At 65.7% G+C, this 17,763-nt stretch carries 18 protein-coding genes; 7 read left to right on the top strand and 11 right to left on the bottom strand.

What is annotated here, in order from left to right:
- Positions 1–12: 12 nt before the first annotated feature.
- The gene (glpD, locus tag LX70_RS13940) at positions 13–1,611 is read right to left on the bottom strand and encodes a glycerol-3-phosphate dehydrogenase (protein ID WP_245885094.1); all 1,599 of its coding nucleotides are present in this window, start codon (positions 1,609–1,611) and stop codon (positions 13–15) included.
- A 267-nt stretch (positions 1,612–1,878) separates the two neighbouring features.
- Here glpD and LX70_RS13935 point away from each other — a divergent pair, with 267 nt between their 5' ends.
- The gene (locus LX70_RS13935; protein WP_105515393.1) at positions 1,879–2,652 is read left to right on the top strand and encodes a DeoR/GlpR family DNA-binding transcription regulator; all 774 of its coding nucleotides are present in this window, start codon (positions 1,879–1,881) and stop codon (positions 2,650–2,652) included.
- 14 nt (positions 2,653–2,666) lie between these two features.
- On the opposite strand, the gene LX70_RS13930 is transcribed toward LX70_RS13935, so the two are convergent.
- The 3 genes from LX70_RS13930 to LX70_RS13920 form a co-directional block, all read right to left on the bottom strand.
- Positions 2,667–3,455: a 3-methyl-2-oxobutanoate hydroxymethyltransferase gene (locus tag LX70_RS13930; protein WP_105515392.1), complete on the bottom strand. Its 789-nt coding sequence runs from the start codon at positions 3,453–3,455 to the stop codon at positions 2,667–2,669.
- Position 3,456: 1 nt separating this feature from the next.
- A complete protein-coding gene (locus LX70_RS13925) occupies positions 3,457–3,765 on the bottom strand; it encodes a MocE family 2Fe-2S type ferredoxin (protein ID WP_105515391.1) in 309 nt (102 codons plus the stop codon).
- A gap of 63 nt (positions 3,766–3,828) precedes the next feature.
- Positions 3,829–4,908: a fatty acid desaturase family protein gene (locus tag LX70_RS13920; RefSeq protein ID WP_105515390.1), complete on the bottom strand. Its 1,080-nt coding sequence runs from the start codon at positions 4,906–4,908 to the stop codon at positions 3,829–3,831.
- Positions 4,909–5,050: 142 nt separating this feature from the next.
- Here LX70_RS13920 and LX70_RS13915 point away from each other — a divergent pair, with 142 nt between their 5' ends.
- Both LX70_RS13915 and LX70_RS13910 read left to right on the top strand, forming a co-directional pair.
- Entirely contained in the window at positions 5,051–6,082 is a 1,032-nt protein-coding gene (locus LX70_RS13915) for a LacI family DNA-binding transcriptional regulator (RefSeq protein WP_105515389.1), read from the top strand.
- Between the two features lie 55 nt (positions 6,083–6,137).
- Complete coding sequence (locus LX70_RS13910; RefSeq protein WP_281260451.1) at positions 6,138–6,656, top strand: trimethylamine methyltransferase family protein; 519 nt, start codon at positions 6,138–6,140, stop codon at positions 6,654–6,656.
- Positions 6,657–6,704: 48 nt separating this feature from the next.
- On the opposite strand, the gene LX70_RS13905 is transcribed toward LX70_RS13910, so the two are convergent.
- From LX70_RS13905 to LX70_RS13880, 6 genes are all read right to left on the bottom strand, one after another.
- Positions 6,705–7,967 (bottom strand): TRAP transporter large permease, encoded by a 1,263-nt coding sequence (locus LX70_RS13905; RefSeq protein ID WP_105515388.1) that lies wholly within the window; start codon positions 7,965–7,967, stop codon positions 6,705–6,707.
- Complete coding sequence (locus tag LX70_RS13900; protein ID WP_105515387.1) at positions 7,964–8,497, bottom strand: TRAP transporter small permease; 534 nt, start codon at positions 8,495–8,497, stop codon at positions 7,964–7,966. The genes LX70_RS13905 and LX70_RS13900 overlap by 4 nt, the downstream gene beginning before the upstream one ends.
- A gap of 63 nt (positions 8,498–8,560) precedes the next feature.
- On the bottom strand, positions 8,561–9,544 hold the full coding sequence (locus LX70_RS13895; protein ID WP_105515386.1) for a TRAP transporter substrate-binding protein: 984 nt from the start codon (positions 9,542–9,544) through the stop codon (positions 8,561–8,563).
- A gap of 35 nt (positions 9,545–9,579) precedes the next feature.
- Positions 9,580–10,143, bottom strand: a complete 564-nt coding sequence (locus LX70_RS13890) for a 3-hydroxyanthranilate 3,4-dioxygenase (protein WP_105515385.1) — start codon at positions 10,141–10,143, stop codon at positions 9,580–9,582.
- Between the two features lie 129 nt (positions 10,144–10,272).
- Positions 10,273–11,166: a DMT family transporter gene (locus LX70_RS13885; protein ID WP_245885093.1), complete on the bottom strand. Its 894-nt coding sequence runs from the start codon at positions 11,164–11,166 to the stop codon at positions 10,273–10,275.
- Positions 11,167–11,176: 10 nt separating this feature from the next.
- Entirely contained in the window at positions 11,177–12,130 is a 954-nt protein-coding gene (locus LX70_RS13880; RefSeq protein WP_105515558.1) for a dihydrodipicolinate synthase family protein, read from the bottom strand.
- Positions 12,131–12,272: 142 nt separating this feature from the next.
- Here LX70_RS13880 and LX70_RS13875 point away from each other — a divergent pair, with 142 nt between their 5' ends.
- The 3 genes from LX70_RS13875 to LX70_RS13865 all read left to right on the top strand — a co-directional run bounded on the left by LX70_RS13875 (position 12,273) and on the right by LX70_RS13865 (position 15,552).
- Positions 12,273–13,046, top strand: a complete 774-nt coding sequence (locus LX70_RS13875) for an aspartate dehydrogenase (RefSeq protein ID WP_105515384.1) — start codon at positions 12,273–12,275, stop codon at positions 13,044–13,046.
- A 3-nt stretch (positions 13,047–13,049) separates the two neighbouring features.
- Positions 13,050–14,021, top strand: a complete 972-nt coding sequence (locus LX70_RS13870) for a LysR substrate-binding domain-containing protein (protein WP_105515383.1) — start codon at positions 13,050–13,052, stop codon at positions 14,019–14,021.
- 94 nt (positions 14,022–14,115) lie between these two features.
- A complete protein-coding gene (locus LX70_RS13865; RefSeq protein WP_105515382.1) occupies positions 14,116–15,552 on the top strand; it encodes an NAD-dependent succinate-semialdehyde dehydrogenase in 1,437 nt (478 codons plus the stop codon).
- A gap of 14 nt (positions 15,553–15,566) precedes the next feature.
- Here the strand turns inward: LX70_RS13865 and LX70_RS13860 are convergent, their stop codons facing one another.
- The gene (locus tag LX70_RS13860; protein WP_105515381.1) at positions 15,567–16,574 is read right to left on the bottom strand and encodes a LacI family DNA-binding transcriptional regulator; all 1,008 of its coding nucleotides are present in this window, start codon (positions 16,572–16,574) and stop codon (positions 15,567–15,569) included.
- 130 nt (positions 16,575–16,704) lie between these two features.
- On the opposite strand from LX70_RS13860, the gene LX70_RS13855 reads away from it, so the two are divergent.
- Complete coding sequence (locus LX70_RS13855; protein ID WP_105515557.1) at positions 16,705–17,763, top strand: sugar phosphate isomerase/epimerase family protein; 1,059 nt, start codon at positions 16,705–16,707, stop codon at positions 17,761–17,763.

Below are 17,763 nucleotides of genomic sequence, written 5' to 3'. Positions count from 1 at the left end.
TGCGTCTCCCTCTCATTCCGCCGCGGTCGAGGCGGACCGGCATCGTGCCGCCATCCATTCGTCCAGGGTTTCGACCTGCGCGGGCGTCAGCCGCAGCCCCAGCTTGCTGCGCCGCCAGACGACATCCTCGGCAGTGCGGGCAAATTCGCTGTCCATCAGCCAGATGACCTCGGCCTCGGTCAGGGAGGCGCCGAAATCCTGACCCAGATCGGCGGCGGTGGCCGCATCACCCAGCACCAGCGCCGCCTCGGTCCCATAGGCGCGCACAAGGCGGCGGGCGTGGACATCGTCGAGGAAGCCGAAGCGCGCCTTCAGCCCGGCCACAAGATCGGCCACGCCATCAACCGGGAAATCCCCGCCCGGCAGCGGCACGCCCGCCGTCCAGGGTTGCCCGTGCGGCCCCAGATGCGCCGCGACCTTTTCCAGCGCGCTTTCGGCAAGCCTGCGATAGGTCGTGATCTTGCCACCAAAGACGTTCAGCACCGGCGCGCCGCCTTCGGCATTGACCTTCAGCGTGTAATCCCGCGTCGCCGCCGTCGCGCTGCTGGCACCGTCGTCATAAAGCGGTCGCACGCCGGAATAGGTCCAGACGATGTCGGCATCCGTGATGGATCTGGCGAAATACTGGTTCGCGAAGTCGATCAGATAGCGGCGCTCCTCGGGCGTGCAGACAGGGCGCGTGTCGGGGTCGCCATGTTCGGCATCGGTGGTGCCGATCAGGGTAAAGTCGCCTTCATAGGGAATGGCGAAGATGATCCGCCCGTCGGTCCCCTGAAAGAAATAGCACTTGTCATGATCGTAAAGCCTGCGCGTCACGATATGCGAACCGCGCACAAGCCGGACCCCTTCGGGGGAGTTGATGCGCACGGTGTTGCGAATGATCTCCCCCACCCAGGGACCGCCCGCGTTGATCAGCATCCGCGCGCGGTGGATCTGCGTTTCGCCAGAGCCGTGCCGCCGCGTCTCGATCCGCCACAGATCGCCTTCCCGCTCGGCCGCGATGACCTCGGTCCGGGTCATGATCCGCGCGCCGCGCGCCGCGGCGTCGCGGGCGTTCAGGACCACCAGCCGCGAATCCTCGACCCAGCAGTCGGAATACTCATAGGCCTTGAGGAATTTCGGGTTCAGCGGCGCCCCTTCCCGCGTGCCGTTCAGCGACAGGGTCGTGGTGCCGGGCAGGATCTTTCGCCCGCCCAGATTGTCATACATGAACAGTCCCAGCCGGATCAGCCAGGCGGGCCGCCGCCCCTTCATCCAGGGCATGACGAAGCTGAGGAGTTTCGAGGTCGGCGTTTCGGCCTCGAACCGCATGTCCTTGTGATAGGGCAGCACGAAGCGCATCGGCCAGCTGATATGCGGCATGGCGCGCAGCAACACCTCGCGTTCGATCAACGCCTCACGGACAAGGCGGAATTCGAAGTATTCGAGATAGCGCAAGCCGCCGTGGAACATCTTGGTCGAGGCAGAGGAGGTGGCCGAGGCAAGGTCGTTCATCTCGGCCAGAACCACGGACAGTCCCCGCCCCGCCGCGTCGCGCGCGATGCCGCATCCGTTGATGCCGCCGCCGATGATGAAAAGATCGGCTGTCTGACTGTCAGGCGTCTGGTTCACGAAATCCCCCCGGTCCCCTCCCAAGGACCTTTCGGCGCTAACATGACCCAAAGCGAACATTATCGCAATAGATTCGCATTCGCTTTTCTTCGCTTTTAGTAGTACATTGATCTTTATGGGAAAATCTCGCGCTACGGATGTATTCCCTGCGGCGGAGGAGCCAAATCGACCGGGAATCGCCGGAAAATTTGCGTTTCCGTGCGCCAGATGCTCTGCTGTGGTTCAAAGATTACCGAAGCGCGACTGACAGAAAGAAAGAGAACGCCCGTGTCGCAATCGTTTCGCCAGCCCGATATCCTCGAAATCGCGCATCGCGATGGCAAGGTGACCGTGGAGGGACTCGCCAGCCATTTCGGCGTGACGCTTCAGACCATCCGCCGCGACCTGACCGAGCTTGCCGAGGCCGGGCGGCTGGAACGTGTCCATGGCGGGGCCATCCTGCCGTCGAACACCACGAACATCAGGTATGAGGAGCGCCGCTCGCTCAACCCCGCCGCCAAGGCCGCGATTGCCCGCGCCTGCGCCGCGCGCATCCCGAACGGGGTGTCTCTGTTTCTCAACATCGGCACCTCGACCGAGGCCGTGGCACGCGAGCTTTTGAACCACCGCGACCTGATGGTGGTGACGAACAACATGAACGTGGCCAATATCCTTGCCGGAAACCCGGATTGCGAGATCGTCGTGACCGGCGGCCATCTGCGCCGGACCGATGGCGGGCTGATCGGCAATCTCGCGGAATCGACGATCCGGCAGTTCAAGTTCGACCTGGCCGTGATCGGCTGTTCGGCGCTGGACCGGGACGGCGACATCCTCGATTTCGACATTCAGGAGGTCAGCGTCAGCAAGGCGATCCTGAAAAGCGGGCGCAAGACCTTTCTTGTTGCCGATCACACGAAGTTCTCGCGCAGCGCGCCCGCGCGGATCGCCTCGCTGGCGGAGGTCGATACCTTCTTCACCGACGGCCCCCTGCCCGCGGGCCTTGAAACCGCCTGCGCGGAATGGGGGACGGAGATTTCGATGGCGGGGGGCGCGCGGCCCTGAAGGCCGGGGCGCGGTCAGAGGCCCGCCAGAAACGCCTCGAATTCAGCATCCTCTATCGGCACGACATGTTCCGCCGCCGGATAGGCGCCGCTTTCGACATCGGCGCGAAACTCACCGAATGCCGCGACCCGCTCGGCCTGAAGGCGCGCGTATTCGGCGGCGAAGTTCCGGTAGGTCCTTGCATGCCTCGGCCGGTGGCCGCGCGTGCAGCCCAGCACATCCTCGGCGAACAGGTACTGCGCATCGGCGCCCGACCCGGCCCCCATGCCCAGCATCACCAAGGGCGTGCGGCGGCTGATCTCGGCCGCGACGCGGTCGGGGACGACCTCAAGCTCTGCCCCGAAGGCGCCCGCCTCTTCCAGTTGCCGGACATGGCGCCAGACCGACAGCGCGCTGTCGGCCGTCTTGCCCACCGCCTTGAAGCCGCCGGTCCAGGTCGCCTTTGACGGGATCAGGCCGACATGGCTGACCACGGGGATGCCATCTTCGGCCAGCGCCCGGATCGTGCCGAGGGACGAGGCACAGTAAACGCAATCGCCACCTATCTGCATCGCCCGATGGGCCGCGCGCAGGTAATCCTCGGCGGTGACAAGCTGGCCGTAAAGCAGCCCGACCTGTACGAAGCAATCGCCCGCCGCCGCGCGCATCCGGGGCGTCCAGAGCGGGTCGATGATCGACAGCATGTCGATCCCGGCGGCGGCTGCCGCTTCGGCCTCTTCGACCGTTTCAACGTAAAGCATGGTCAGCGGACGCTTGCCCTTCAGCGCCCTGATATCTGCGACGGTCGGCCGTGTCCCCCTCATGTCACAGCTCGATCCACACGCGGCCGTCTTCGACCTTCACCTTGTAGGTATTCAGGTTGACACAGGCCGGGGCGCGCTTTGCCTCACCCGTGCGATAATCGAAGGTCGCGTTGTGCTTGGGACACTCGATCTCATACTCCATGACCAGGCCGCCCTCCAGATGCACCTCCTCATGGGTGCATTTGCCATCGGTGCAGAAGAATTCCCCGTCCGGGGAATGGTAGATGGCAAAGGTCCGGTCGCCGTGGTCGAAGCGGATCAGGTCCTCTTCGTCGATCTCATCGGTTGCGCAAGCGTCAATCCAGGGCATTGTCCTGTGTCCTCCTGTTCCTGTTGGGGGGTGGCGGCCCGGCCCGGACCGCCTGCCTGCCGGTCATTCGGCGGCGGCGCCAAGGGCCGCGCTGTGGAAATCCTCGCGATAGGGCCGGGCCGAGGCGGGCAGTTCGCGCAGAAGAAAGAAATCCTCATACCGCAGCTGCCGCTTCAGCGCTGGCCACATCTCGGCAAAGCCTTCGGCGATCGAGCGGTTCGGCGCGGGCAGGTCGTGCCTGATCGCCGCATGGAGCGCGGGCAGCTGGTGGTATGGCACCATCGGGAACATGTGATGTTCGACATGATAGTTCATGTTCCAGTAGATGAAGCGCGAGACCGGGTTCATGTAGACGGTGCGCGAGTTCAGCCGGTGGTCGATGACGTTGTCGGCCAGCCCGCCATGCTGCAAAAGCCCGGTCATTACATGATGCCAGGCCCCGTAGAAGCGCGGCAGCCCGATCACCATCAGCGGCAGGATCGAGCCGGTGGCAACCGCAAGGCCGATGGTCGCGGCATAGATCGCGACCCAGATCCGCGCCACGCGGATGACCTTCGGCTGTTCCTGTTCGGGGATATAGTCGGCCTCTTCGGGGTGAATTCGGCCCATGGCGTTGGTGACCATCCGCGCCCAGCCCTTCGGCGCGTCGAGCAGGCCGAAAAAGTTCAGGATCACCCGCGCCAGCGCCGGGGGACGCATCAACACGATCTCGGGGTCGCGTCCGACGATGATCGTATCGGTGTGATGGCGGGTATGGGACCAGCGCCATGAAACCGGGTTGCGGACCATGCAGAAGCTGGCGATCTGATAAAGCCAGTCGTTGTAATGCCGGGTCTTGAACGCGGTCCCGTGGCTGCATTCATGCCAGCGCGAATCCATGGCCGAACCGTAAAGGACGCCGTAGGCCAGCCAGAAGGGCGCGGACCACCAGCCTGGCCAAAGCGCGATGCCGATCCCGGCGAAAAGGGCCATGGCGGCGAAGAGAAGGATCGTGTCGCGGATGGCGGGGCCATCGGCGCGTTTCATCAGGTCCTTCATCTCCTTGCGGGGGATGTCGGTATGATACCACTCGGCGGCGGCCAGACCCGTCTCCACCGCCCGCCTGGCATCCGGCCCCAGCATCGAATAGTCGCGCGTCGCCATCGGCTCCTCCCTCCCGTCAGCGTCCTGTCGGGGGAACGGTAGCGGCGGCGGTCCCTTCGCCAAAGAATTGCCGGTTGAAATTCCATCAAAACCCATCAAGGGTGAAGGGCGTCGCTGATGAAATCCCCTCAACGGATGCGAGATGGCCCGCAAGCTGACGATCACCGCCCTGGCCCGTGCGGCGGGCCTTGGGGTCGCTACCGTCGACCGGGTCCTGCATGACCGGCCGAATGTGTCGCCCCGCGCGCGGATGCAGGTGGCCGAGGCGGCAGCGCGGATCGGCTACCCCCTGCCCGCCGCGCTCAGGGGCGCCGCGACGGGCGATCTGGCTGAGGTGACGCTGGGTTTCGTGCTGCACAAGCGCGGCCAGCCCTTCTACCAGCGTTTCGCGGCAGAGATCGGACGCGCCTGCGCGGCCCGCGCCGATCTGCGCATCCGCCCGCAGATCAGGTTTTCGCCCTCACAGGCCCCCGATGACTTCGCGAAGGAAATCGGGGCGCTGGCGGGGGACTGTCAGGCCATCGCGGCGACCGCCGTGAACCATGCCAGCCTGTCGCGCCTTGCGGGCGATCTGGCCCGGCGCGGCCTGCCGGTCTTTTCCATGCTGAACGATTTCGCCGGGTCGTCGGGCAGCGGGTATCTTGGCCTCGACAACCTGCGGGTGGGGCGCCTGGCCGGATGGATGATGGCGACGCGCCTGCAAGCGCCGGGCAAGGTCGCGGTCTTTGTCGGCGGCACGCGCTGGCACGGGCAGGCGATGCGGGACACGGGCTTTCGCGCCTGTCTGCGCGATCATGCGCCCCGGATCACCGTCCTTGACACCGCCGTGAACCTTGAAACGCGGGCCGTGACCTATGAGGCGACGCTGGACCTTCTGGAACGGGTGCCGGACCTTTCGGGCCTTTACGTCGCGGGCGGCGGAATGGAGGGCGCGATTGCCGCGCTGCGTGCGGCGCGCCCGCCTGACAGGCTGACGCTGATCGTCAATGAGCTGACCCCGGACAGCAGAAGCGCGCTGGCTGACCGCTATGTCACGATGGTGATCGCCACGCCGCTGGAGCAGCTTTGCACCGATCTGGTCGACCAGATGGTCCGCTCTGTCCTGACGCCGGGTGCGAAGCGCCCCCCGCCACGCAAGCCCGACCCGCTGCTATACCTGCCCGAGTCGGTCTGACCCTGCCCCCCGCGTCGCATTTTGGACGCTTCGCTTCGCAGACATGACTGCCGGAATGGCCCGGCAGAACCACTCTCCGGCAACCTATTTCAGCGAAGATCAGGGTGCGAAGGTCGAGGGGGAGCGGGTCTACCTCGATCGCGGTCTGGTGCGGGAGCTTATTTCCTCCATCCCCTCGGGCTGGACCTACCGGGCGGGGAACCCCGAACGGTTCCTTCCATTCCGCGGCAAGCATTCGATCTTTGTCCCGATGACCGGCGCGCCCTTCATCCGCGACCTTGACGACGTGCGCCGCTGGCCGACGATGGCCGACCTGAACATGTTCCACAAGCTCGCCCATATGTCGCCGGCGCTGCATTCTACCGCGCATCACATCGTCGAGCCGATGGACATGAAGGTGAGCCACCGCCACCTCGCCATCACCTGTTCGTCGATGAAACATTCCGACAAGACCTTCATGGGCATGACGACCAGCGGCAAGAACGCCGAGGACGTGATGGACATGTGGGAGATTCTCTTTGGCGCCGATGTGATGGAAGAAACGCCCGGCGGTGGCGGCGGTGGCGCGAAATAGCCCTGCGACCTGCCTGTCCGGCATCGGGGAGACCGCCCCGGTGCCGCCCTACGAATGAAACGCCGTCGACAGGATCGGGTAGCGGCTGAGCAGCACAAGGACCACCGCGACGGCCAGAAGGAACGGCCAGAGCGAGCGCAGGATCTGGCCGGGCTTCACCCCGCTCATCGAGCTACAGATGTAAAGCCCCACGCCCACCGGCGGCGTCAGGAGGCCCAGCACGAGGTTGAGGCACATCACCACCCCGAACTGATAGGGGCTGATGTCATAATTGCTCATCGCGATGGGCAGCAGGATCGGGGTGATGAGGATCACCGCCGCTATCCCGTCGATCAGCATTCCCACGACCAGCAGGATCACATTCACGATCAGCAGGAACAGGAACGGATCGGAGGTCAGCGAGGTGATAAGGGCTGCCAGTTTCTGCGGCAGCGCCTCATATATGATGACCCAGCCAAAGACATTGGCCGTCGCGATCATGAAGATGATGACCGAGGCGTTGACAGCGGTGCGCCGGAACATCTCGAACAGCGCGGCGGGCTTGAGTTCGCGGTAGACCAGCCAGCCGATGAAGAAAGCGATCAACGAGGCGACCGCGGCGGATTCCGTCGGCGTCGCCACGCCAAAAAGGATGCCGCCGATGATCGCAACCGGGATCAGCGCCGCCGGAAGGCATTGAAGAAGGGCAAGGATCGCCTCGCGCCGGGTGAACCAGCTTCCCTTGGGAAAGCCCCGCCAGAAGCCGATCAGCGCGATCACGGCGGCGAAGCAGACCGCCAGAAGCAGCCCCGGCAGGATGCCCGCCAGAAACATGTCGCCGATCGGGATCTGTGCAAGGACGCCGTATATCACGAACATCATCGAGGGCGGGATGACCGGCGCCAGAAGTCCGCCCGCGGCGGTCGTCGCGGCGGCGAAGCCCTTGTCATACCCCTCGCGTTCCATCTCCGGCACCATGGCGCGGGCCATCACCGCGATCTGCGCCGTGGCCGAGCCGATGATCGCGGCCATGAACATGTTGGCCAGCAGGTTGATATAGGCCAGCCCGCCCCGGAAGCCGCCGACAAAGACCCGCGCCGCGTTGATGAGACGCCGGGTCATGCCGCCTTCGTTCATCATCTCGCCGGTCAGCATGAAAAGCGGGATCGCCAGCAGGCCGTAATTCTCGATCCCCGCGAACATCTTCTGGGCGAAGCTCTGGAACAGCACCGTGTTGCCGCTTTCCCAGATGTACCAGATCGCGGTCAGCGCCAGCACGATGGCAACCGGAATGGCGGCCAGAAGGCCGATGATGAAGACGACCGGCGTCATGCGGTGACCCTGCCCCGCAGATGGGTGGCAAGATTGGCAAGACCGTGCAGCACCATCCCCAGCGAAAAGGCCCACATGACCAGCCAGACCCAGGATTTGGCGATGCCCAGCGTGGTGGTCGGCTCGGCATAGATGAAGTTGAAGGTCGCCGCCTGAAACGCGCCGGTGTCGAAGCCGTGCCGCATCAGGTCCAGCGGCGCGAACCAGATCCAGCAGAACCAGACCATCGCAAGGGCAAAGCCGAGGATCACGATGTCCACCCCGATGGTCACGGCCCGCCGGACCGGGGTCGGCAACACGTCGGTGACAAGGGTGATGGCGACGGAATGGCCGAAATGGATGGCGGCAGAGGCGCCAAGGAAGGTCATCCAGGCCATCGCATAGATCGCCAGTTCATCGACCCAGAAGAGGGCCGCGCCCATGTTGCGGGTCACGACGTTGAGCAGGATCAGGAGCGTCACCGCAAGGGCCAGTCCGGCGGCCAGAGCAATCTCGACCCGCGCCCAGAGCGCGGAAATCCGGTAGAGCATCGCCCCCTCCCCAAGACAGCCGGGGCGGCTGTGCATTCGCCCCGGCCTTGTCCTTGCCGGCCGTTATTCGGCCGTTGCCTTTGCGGCGGCGCGCAGGCTTTCCAGCGCGGGCGCCTTGGCGGCCCAGATCGCGTTCCACTTCTCGACCGCGTCGCCGAAGAAACCGGCATCCACCACCTTGTAGGTTTTGCCCGTCGCCTTGATCTCGTCAAGCCATGGCTGTTCGTTGGCGATATAGCTGTCGATGGTGCCGTCGACATGCTTGGCCATCAAGGTGCCGATCATCGCGCGGTCCTCTTCGGACAGCCCGGCCCAGACCTTGCCGGAGACAAGGCCGACCATCGGGAACATCATGTGGTTGGTCTGCACCACTGTGTCGGCGTGTTCATAGTATTTCAGCACCCAGATCAGCTCGGCATCCATGTCGATCGCGTCGACCTGGCCATTGGCCAGCGCGTCATAGACATCGGGCAAGGGCATCGGCGTCGGGGCCGCGCCAAGCGCGTTGTAGAAGTCGAGGATCGGGGCGAAGGGGGTGATGCGGATCTTCTTCCCCGCAAGGTCGGCGGCGCTGTCGACGCTGCCGCGCGCCACGATCTGACGCAGCCCCGCCATGCCATAGCCGGTGCCGACGACCCCCACCGTGGCCGGAAGCTGATCGAGAAGCGTCCTGGCCTCATCCGTGCGCAGAAGACGGCCCGCATGGTCGATGTCATTGACCAGGAAGGGCGCATAGAAGGCGCCGAAATCCGGCGCCCGGTTCGACACTTCGGCCACGGTCATGAAGGCCATGTCCAGCGCGCCGGTCTGCAATTGCTGAAGCATCTCGGCCTCATTGCCAAGCTGCTGGGCCGGGAACACGGTCAGGCTGTGCGCGCCGCCGCTTTGTTCGGCCAGTTCGGCGCCGAAGGCCTCGGCCGCCTTGGTCCAGATATGGGGTGGCGGGGTGATGAGGCCGAGGCGGAAATCCTCTGCCCCGGCCGCCGTCACCGAAAAGGCCATGGCGATACCGGCCGCGCCCGAAAGCGCCCTGATGCTGAATGTCATGATCGTCTCCCTGTTTTTGTCGTCTTTTGCCGCGGTCAGAGGTTGACCCAGCCTGCGGGCGGCTTGCCACGGCCGGGATGAAGGGTGCCGCAATGCGGGCAGGTGCGCGCCTCGGTGCTGTTGTGGAACGCCTCATAGATCTTGGGCAATTCGGTCACGATACCTTCCGGGCTGTCCAAAGCAACCTCTTCGCGGTGGACGCGGCCTTCGCAGTTGAAGCAGTACCATTCAAACCCCTCTACCATGCCGGGCTGGCGCGGCGCCTCGACGACGATGCCGATGGAGCCTTCCTGCGGGCGCTGCGGCGCGTGGCGGACATGGGGCGGCAGCATGAAGACCTCGCCCTCGCGGACCGGCACGTCATAGATCTTTCCGCCATCGGCGATCTTCAGCATCATGTCGCCCTTCTGCTGGAAGAACCATTCCTCCACCGGGTCATCGTGAAAGTCGACCCGCGTGTTCGGGCCGCCGACGACCATGACGATCATGTCGCCGTCCTTGTGCAAAAGCTGGTTGCCCACCGGCGGGCGCAGCTTGTCGGCGTTGTCCTCGACCCATTTCTTGAAGTTGAAGGGCTTCAGCGTCGGATGTGCGGCCATGGGGTCCTCCCGTCTCTGGTTCCGATCCGCGGGACCGGGGCATGTCTCCTCGGCATCAAACCTATGGGAGGCTGGTCAAAACAAATATTTGTTTCTGGGAAAGTGGGTATCCGTATTGCTGATACCCTGTCACCCCAGCATCAGCACGGCGGTCCCCGTCAGGGCAAGCGCCGCGGCCAGAAGGAACCGGCCCCGCGCGACGGGTTCGGAAGGCTGGAAAAGCAGGATCAGAAGGGCGGTAAAGACCACCTCCAGCGCGCCGAGGATCGACACTGCCGCGACGCTGGCCGATTGCAGCGCGAAGAACTGGAGCATCTGGCCGACACTGAGCGCGACCGCCGTCAGCCAGTGCCACGGCCCCCGGTCCAGGATCAGCGCGCGGACACCCCGACCGGGCCGCAGCGCCGCGGCGGCCATCATCCAGACACCCCCGGTCAGCGCGCCCAGACAGGTGCCAAGCGCGGCATCCGGCACCCCGTCAAGGCCCATCCGCCGCAGGATATAGGACAGCGCGTAAAAAAGCGCCGAGGCACCGCCGATGGCGAGGCCCCAGGGCGGCAGGGGCCGCGAACCCGCCTTCGACGGCGCCAGATACAGCAGCACCCCGCCCAGAATGACCGCACCGCCCAGAAGCGTGCTGGCGCGCGGCACCTCGCCCAGCAGCACGACGGCGAAGAGGATGGCGAAGACGGGCGTCAGGCGGCGCAGAAGGCTCGCCCGGACGGCGCCAAGCGCCACCGTCGCGCGATACATGGTCATCCGTCCCAACACGATGGAGGCCAGACCGGCCAGCGCGAAGATCCCCAGCGACGGCAGGCCCCCGCCCGTCAGGACCGCGCGCAGCGGGACGCGGCCCGCCACCAGCCACAGCAGGCAGGACAGCGCCGCCGTCACCACGACCGACAGGAACACCCCGTTATCGCCCCGCGCCGTCGCCTGCCCGCGCAGGATCGACAGACCGGCAAGGCCATAGGCCCCGGCGCCGAGAAGCGCCAGCGCCTCGCCGATCATCGCCGGGGGCATCGCGACTGGCTCACAGCGTCAGTCCACACCCTTCGAACGCGGCGCGGGTCGCGGCCTTTTCACCGTCGGTCAGTTCCAGCATCGGATGGCGGACCCGGCCGCCGGTCTGGCCCAGAAGGCTCTGCCAGTACTTGCCATGCGCGGTGGGCTTGCCGCCCGGCTTGGTGTCGCGGATCGCGGCGCGCACCGGGTTCAGGCTGTCGCGCACCCGCCGCGCCTGATCGAATTTCCCGGCAAAGGCCAGTTCGGTATATTCGTGCATCCGCCGGTCCTTTGCGGTCTGCAACAGGTAGGGCGGCGAGGAGCAGAGGTAAAGCTGCCAGCCCAGTTCCTCGATATTGTCCAGCCAGTCGTCTTCTGCCGAGGTCGAGACAAGGATCCTGTCGCCCACCATCCGGGTCAGCCGCACATACATCTCGCGCGGGACGGAATACTTGATCGCCATGATATTCGGCAGTTCCGCGATCCGCGCGCAGGTTTCCGGCGCCATCAGGTAGCCGCTGTCAGGATGGCTCCACATCGCGATGCCGATGTCGAGACGGTCGCAGAGGTACTTGTAGTAATTGTAAAGCACCTCATCCCGGTCGTGACAGAAGCTGAGCATGGGCGCGTGGACCACGACGTAATCCGCGCCGCACGCCTGCGCGTGGCGGCCAAGGTCCAGCACCGTGTCGACGTTCTGGTCCGAGATCGACATGATCGTCCCGGCCTTGTCGCCGCATTCCTCGGCGGCGACGGTCATGTTGCGCTTGCGTTCCTCAAGCGACATCGACCAGAACTCCCCCTGCTTGCCGGCGATGAACAGGCCCCGGATGCCCAGATCGTCGATCCAGTGGCGGATGTTGCGGCGCAGCCCCATCTCATCCAGCCGCAGGTCGGCATCGAAGGGGTTCAGCGCGGCGGCCCAGATACCGCGCATGGTTTCGCGGGCATGGGCCTTGGCATCCTCACGGGCGTATTTCATCACGGCATCTCCGGTGGTTTGGGGCGCATTCAGCCGCCAGGGCGGCGGAAAGGCCACCCTCATTGCATCGAAGTGGGTATCCAAATTTTCTATACCGGACCGGGCTGGCTTTCCGATATTCAGAAAGGAAAGAGAGGATCCCATGACCATCGGTATCATCGGCGAAGGCGCCATCGCGGGCTATGTGGCGGCGCATCTGGCGGAAACGGGCGCGGCACTGCGGGCCATTCTGGTCCGCCCGGCGCGGCTGGAGGGCGCAGGCCCGCCGCGTGTCGCCTCGGCGGCCGATCTGCCCGAGGGGCTGGACATGATGGTCGATTGCGCGGGCCATGCGGCGCTGGCCGAACACGGACCCGCCATCCTTGAACGCGGGATCGACCTTGTGACCGTCTCGCTGGGCGCGCTGGCCGACCGGGCGCTGCATGACCGGCTTGACGCGGCGGCGAAATCCGGGGGCGCGCGGCTGCATCTTGCCAGCGGGGCGATCGGGGCGCTGGATTGCCTTCAGGCGGCGCGCGTGGGCGGGCTGACCGGGGTGGTCTATACGGGCCGCAAACCGCCCGCGGGCTGGAAGGGGTCGGCGGCGGAAGAGGTGCTGGACCTCGACAGCCTGACCGATCCCGCGCCCTTCTTCGAGGGCAGCGCCCGGCAGGTGGCGCTGGCCTATCCGAAGAACGCCAATGTCGCCGCCGCCGTCGCGCTGGCCGGGGCCGGGTTCGACGCCACCCGCGCCCGGCTGATCGCCGATCCCACGATCACCGCCAACATCCACGAAATCCACGCCGAGGGCGCCTTTGGCAGTTTTCATTTCCGCATCGAGGGCCGCGCCCTGCCTGACAACCCCCGAAGCTCCGCCCTTGCCGCGATGAGCGTCATCGCCGCCATCCGGCGCGCGCAGGACCGGATACGGATCTGAACCATGGTCACCCGCCACACCCGCATCGTCGAACGCGCCCTGACCCGGCTGAAACTGCGCCAGCTGCGGCTTCTGGTGGCGGTGGGCCAGCATGGCAACATTCAAAGCGCGGCGCGCGATCTCGGCATCTCGCAGCCCGCCGCCACGAAGATGATCCAGGACCTTGAGCTGGACTTCGAGGTCAGGCTGTTTGAACGCAACAACCGGGGCGTGGTGCCGACGGTCTTCGGCGAATCCCTGATCCGCCACGGCAAGCTGATCTTCGCGCAGGTGTCGAACGCGGCGCAGGAGCTGGACGACCTGAACGAAGGCAACAGTGGCCGCGTCGTGATCGGCACGCTTCTTGCCGCCTCGCCCATGCTGCTTCCGGTCGCGGTCGAGATGCTTTTGAAGGACCGCCCCAAGGTCGCGGTGAAGATCGTCGAAGGCACGAATGAGGTCCTGATGCCTGCACTGCTGGCGGGGGAGATCGACATGGTGGTGGGCCGCCTGCCCAGCCACCGCCACCGTGCCAAGATTCAGCAGGAGAAGTTCTATGACGAACGGGTCGTGGCCGTCGTCGGGCCGGATCACCCGCTCGCGCGGCGGCGCACTGTCGCGTTCGAGGATCTTACCGGCTATGGCTGGATCCTGCCGCCGGTGGAAACCACGCTTCGGCGGCAGACCGACCAGTTCTTCGTCCGGCAGGGGCAGTTCGTGCCTGCCATCGCCATCGAATCCGTCTCTTACCTCGCCAACCGCTCGCTTCTGCGGTCGCATGATTTCGTCGGGCTGATGCCCGCGCAGGTGGCAAGCCTCGATATCGAACGCGGCTTGCTGACGGCGGTGGACTGGACCGTACCCTTCGGCGCGGGGCCGGTCGGCGTGTCCTACCGGACCGGCGACAGCTTGTCGCCCGCGGGCGCGGCGATGGTGCTGGCCTTGCGCCATTCGGCGTCATGGGTTCAGGCCCCCGCCCCCGCGCCCCTGCCCTGATATCGGCAAAACGGATACCTGTATTTCCCCAATTCACTTGAGATTGAGGCCCCGCAGACCCAGCCTTGGCGGCAGGACGACCTGCGAGGACTTGATGACCCAGTACCCGGACCTGCATCTTTATATCGGCGGCGAGTGGCGCAAGACCCCGGACAGCCTTGCCGTCCTGAACCCCGCCACCGAGGCAGAAATCGCTCGCCTGCCCCATGCCCGCCGGTCCGATCTTGACGACGCGCTGGCAGCGGCGGAAGCGGGGTTCCGGCTCTGGCGCAGGACCGCGCCGCGTGACCGGGCCGACATCATCCTGAAGGCCGCCGCGATCATGCGGGCGCGTCAGGAAGAGATTGCGCTGGCGATCACGGCGGAACATGGCAAGCCGCTGGCACAGGCGCGGCTTGAGGTCATCCGGGGCTGCGAATTCCTGGAATGGGATGCGGGCGAGGCGGTCAGGACCTATGGCCGTGTCATCCCCTCGGCCCCCGGTGTGCGCTATATCGTCCATCATCAGCCGGTCGGCGTCGTTCTGGGCCTCTCGCCCTGGAATTTCCCGATGAGCCAGCCGTGCCGCAAGGTCGCGGGCGCGCTGGCGTCGGGCTGTTCCATCATCCTCAAGGCCGCCGAGGAAACGCCCGCCGGTGCGCTGCATATCGCCCGCGCCTTCCATGATGCGGGCCTTCCGCCGGGCGTGCTGAACCTTGTCTTCGGGACGCCCGCGATGATCTCCGACCACCTGATCCGGCAGGATGCGGTGCGTCTGGTGGCCTTCACCGGATCGACCGCCGTCGGGCGGCATCTGACGACGCTGGCCTCGGAACACATGACGCCGGTTCTGATGGAGCTTGGCGGCCATGCCCCGGTGATCGTCTGCGAGGATACCGATGTCGAGGCCGCCGCGATCAGCAGCGCGGTGCGCAAGTATCGCAATGCCGGGCAGGTCTGCACCTCTCCCACCCGGTTCTTCGTGCATGAGGGCGCCTATGACCGCTTCCTGACCACCTTTGTCGACCGCGCCGCGCGCACCGTCACCGGCAACGGGATGGAGGCAGGGGTGGAGATGGGGCCGCTGGCCAACGAACGCCGCCTGCCCGCGCTTCAGTCCCTGGTGGAGGATGCCGTGGCGAAAGGCGCGAAGCTTTGCACCGGGGGCGCGCGGATCGGCAATCAGGGCTATTTCTTCGCCCCCACCGTCCTGACCAATGTCCCCGCCCATGCCCGCGTGATGCAGGAGGAGCCCTTTGGCCCGCTTGCCGTCATCAACCCGGTCACCTCGCTGGACGAGGCCATCGCCAAGGCCAATTCCGTTCCCTACGGTCTTGCCGCCTATGCCTTCACCAACCGCGCCGATTATGCCGACCGGATGACGGATGAGGTCGAGGCGGGCAACCTTTCCTTCAACACGCTTGAGGCATCCCTGCCCGAAACCCCCTTCGGCGGCGTGAAATCCAGCGGCTACGGGCGTGAGGGCGGGACCGAGGGGCTGCTCAATTACATGGTGGTCAAGACCGTCTCGCACAGCATGACGATCGTCTGAACCGGGCGCGTCCCCTACCCCGTCCGGCCGACGCGGCAGGTGCTGGCGCGGACGACCAGTTCGACCGGCAGGATCGTATCCTCATCGACGGGGTCGCCGACGATCTTCGCCAGAAGCCGTTCCGCCGCGCGACGGCCAATGTCGGTGCGCGGTTGCCGTATCGTGGTCAGCGGCGGGGAGATATGGGCGACAAGTTCGATATCGTCGAAGCCGACCACTGACACATCCCGCGGCACCGAAAGGCCCCGGTGCTGCACCTCGCCGATAAAGCCGCAGGCCATGGCGTCGGAGGCGAAGAAAAGCGCCGTGGGCCGTGACGTCGCGGGCTGGCCCAGCCATGTATCGGCGACGGCCTGACCGGATTCGATGCTGAAATCGCCGGAATAGATCGCGTCATCGGTCAGGACCAGATGCCGGGCCGCCAGCGCCGCGCGGGTGCCGGTCAGGCGGGATTCGGTCAGGACATTGCCGCGCGGGCCGGTGACATGGCCGATGCGGCGATGGCCAAGGTCGTGGAGATGGCCGATCGCCAGCTCTGCCGCCGCGAGGTTGTCGATCCTGATGCGCGGCGCGGCAAGGCCGGGGACCCATTCGCAGGCCTCGACCAGCGGCACCCTGCCCCGAAGCGCATCGGCCGACAGGCGGCCGTCCAGCACGATCAGCCCATCGGCCCGCGACGGTTCGGCATAATCCAGAAGGCTGTCCGCCCCCGCCGTTTCGGTATCGGCCACCAGAAGGTTGTAGCCCGCCGGGCCGAGGACCGAGGCGATGCCCGACAGGATCTGCGAGAAGAACGGGTTGGCGAGGTTCGGCACCAGCGCCACGATACCCCCGGTCCGGCGGCGGCGCAGGTTGCGCGCGGCGTGGTTCAGGCGATAGCCGGTACTGTCGATGGCGGCCTGCACGGCGGCGCGGGTTTCCACGCTGACGCGGTCGGGGCTGCTGATGGCGCGGCTGACCGTCGCGGTCGAAACGCCCGCGATCCGGGCGACATCGCTGATCTTTGGCCGCTCATGCTTCATGGTTCCTCTTACGCGGTAGATGGCAGCCGCTCAATCCGCTTCTACGCGTCAGGAATCATCTTGCAACCGATTACATATCAGGTCTACCCTCATGGCAAACGATTACATCCGCGGACTTTCGGGAGGGGACATGCGGACGATCAAGGGACCGGCGCTTTTCCTCGCGCAGTTCGCGGGTGACGAAGCCCCGTTCAATTCCTGGGCCTCCATTACCGAATGGGCCGCCGGATGCGGCTATGTCGGGGTGCAGGTGCCGACGAACGCGCCGCAGTTCATCGACCTCGACCGCGCCGCCGGGTCGAAGACCTATTGCGAGGACTGGGCCGGGCAGGCGCGTGAGAATGGCGTCGAGGTGACGGAGCTGTCCTCCCATATCCAGGGCCAGCTTGTCGCGGTCCACCCGGCCTATGACACGATGTTCGACGGCTTCGCCCCCGCGTCCTTGCGTGGCAACCCCAGGGGCCGGACCGACTGGGCGGTCGATCAGGTGAAAAAGACCCTGACAGTGTCGAAACACCTCGGCCTGACCGCGATGGCCACCTTTTCCGGCGCGCTGGCCTGGCCCTATCTCTACCCATGGCCGCAGCGCCCCGCCGGGCTGATCGAAGAGGCGTTCGACGAACTCGCCCGGCGCTGGCAGCCGATCCTTGATCATGCCGAGGCCTGCGGCGTCGATGTCTGCTATGAAATCCACCCCGGCGAGGATCTGCACGACGGCGACAGTTATGAGATGTTCCTCGACTGCGTCGGCGGCCATGCGCGGGCCTGCATGCTTTACGATCCGTCGCATTACGTCCTGCAACAGCTCGACTATATCGACCATCTCGACATCTACGCCGACCGCATCCGCATGTTCCATGTGAAGGATGCCGAGTTCAACCCGACCGGGCGCAAGGGGGTTTATGGCGGCTATCAGGGCTGGCTGAACCGCGCCGGGCGCTTCCGCAGCCCCGGTGACGGACAGGTCGATTTCGCCACCATCTTCTCGAAACTCGCCGCGATGGATTTCGCGGGCTGGGCGGTCGTCGAATGGGAATGCTGCCTGAAACACCCCGAGGACGGCGCGCGGGAAGGGGCGGAATTCGTGCGCGCGCATATCATCCGCGTCACCGACCGCGCCTTTGACGATTTTGCGGCGGCCGGAACCGACCGGGCCGCCAACCGGCGGCTTCTGGGGCTGGAGGGCTGA

This window comes from Albidovulum denitrificans, from assembly GCF_002973535.1.
Lineage (GTDB): Bacteria > Pseudomonadota > Alphaproteobacteria > Rhodobacterales > Rhodobacteraceae > Albidovulum > Albidovulum denitrificans.
Note: the sequence above shows the minus strand (reverse complement) of the source record. Positions and strands in the feature narration are given on the sequence as shown.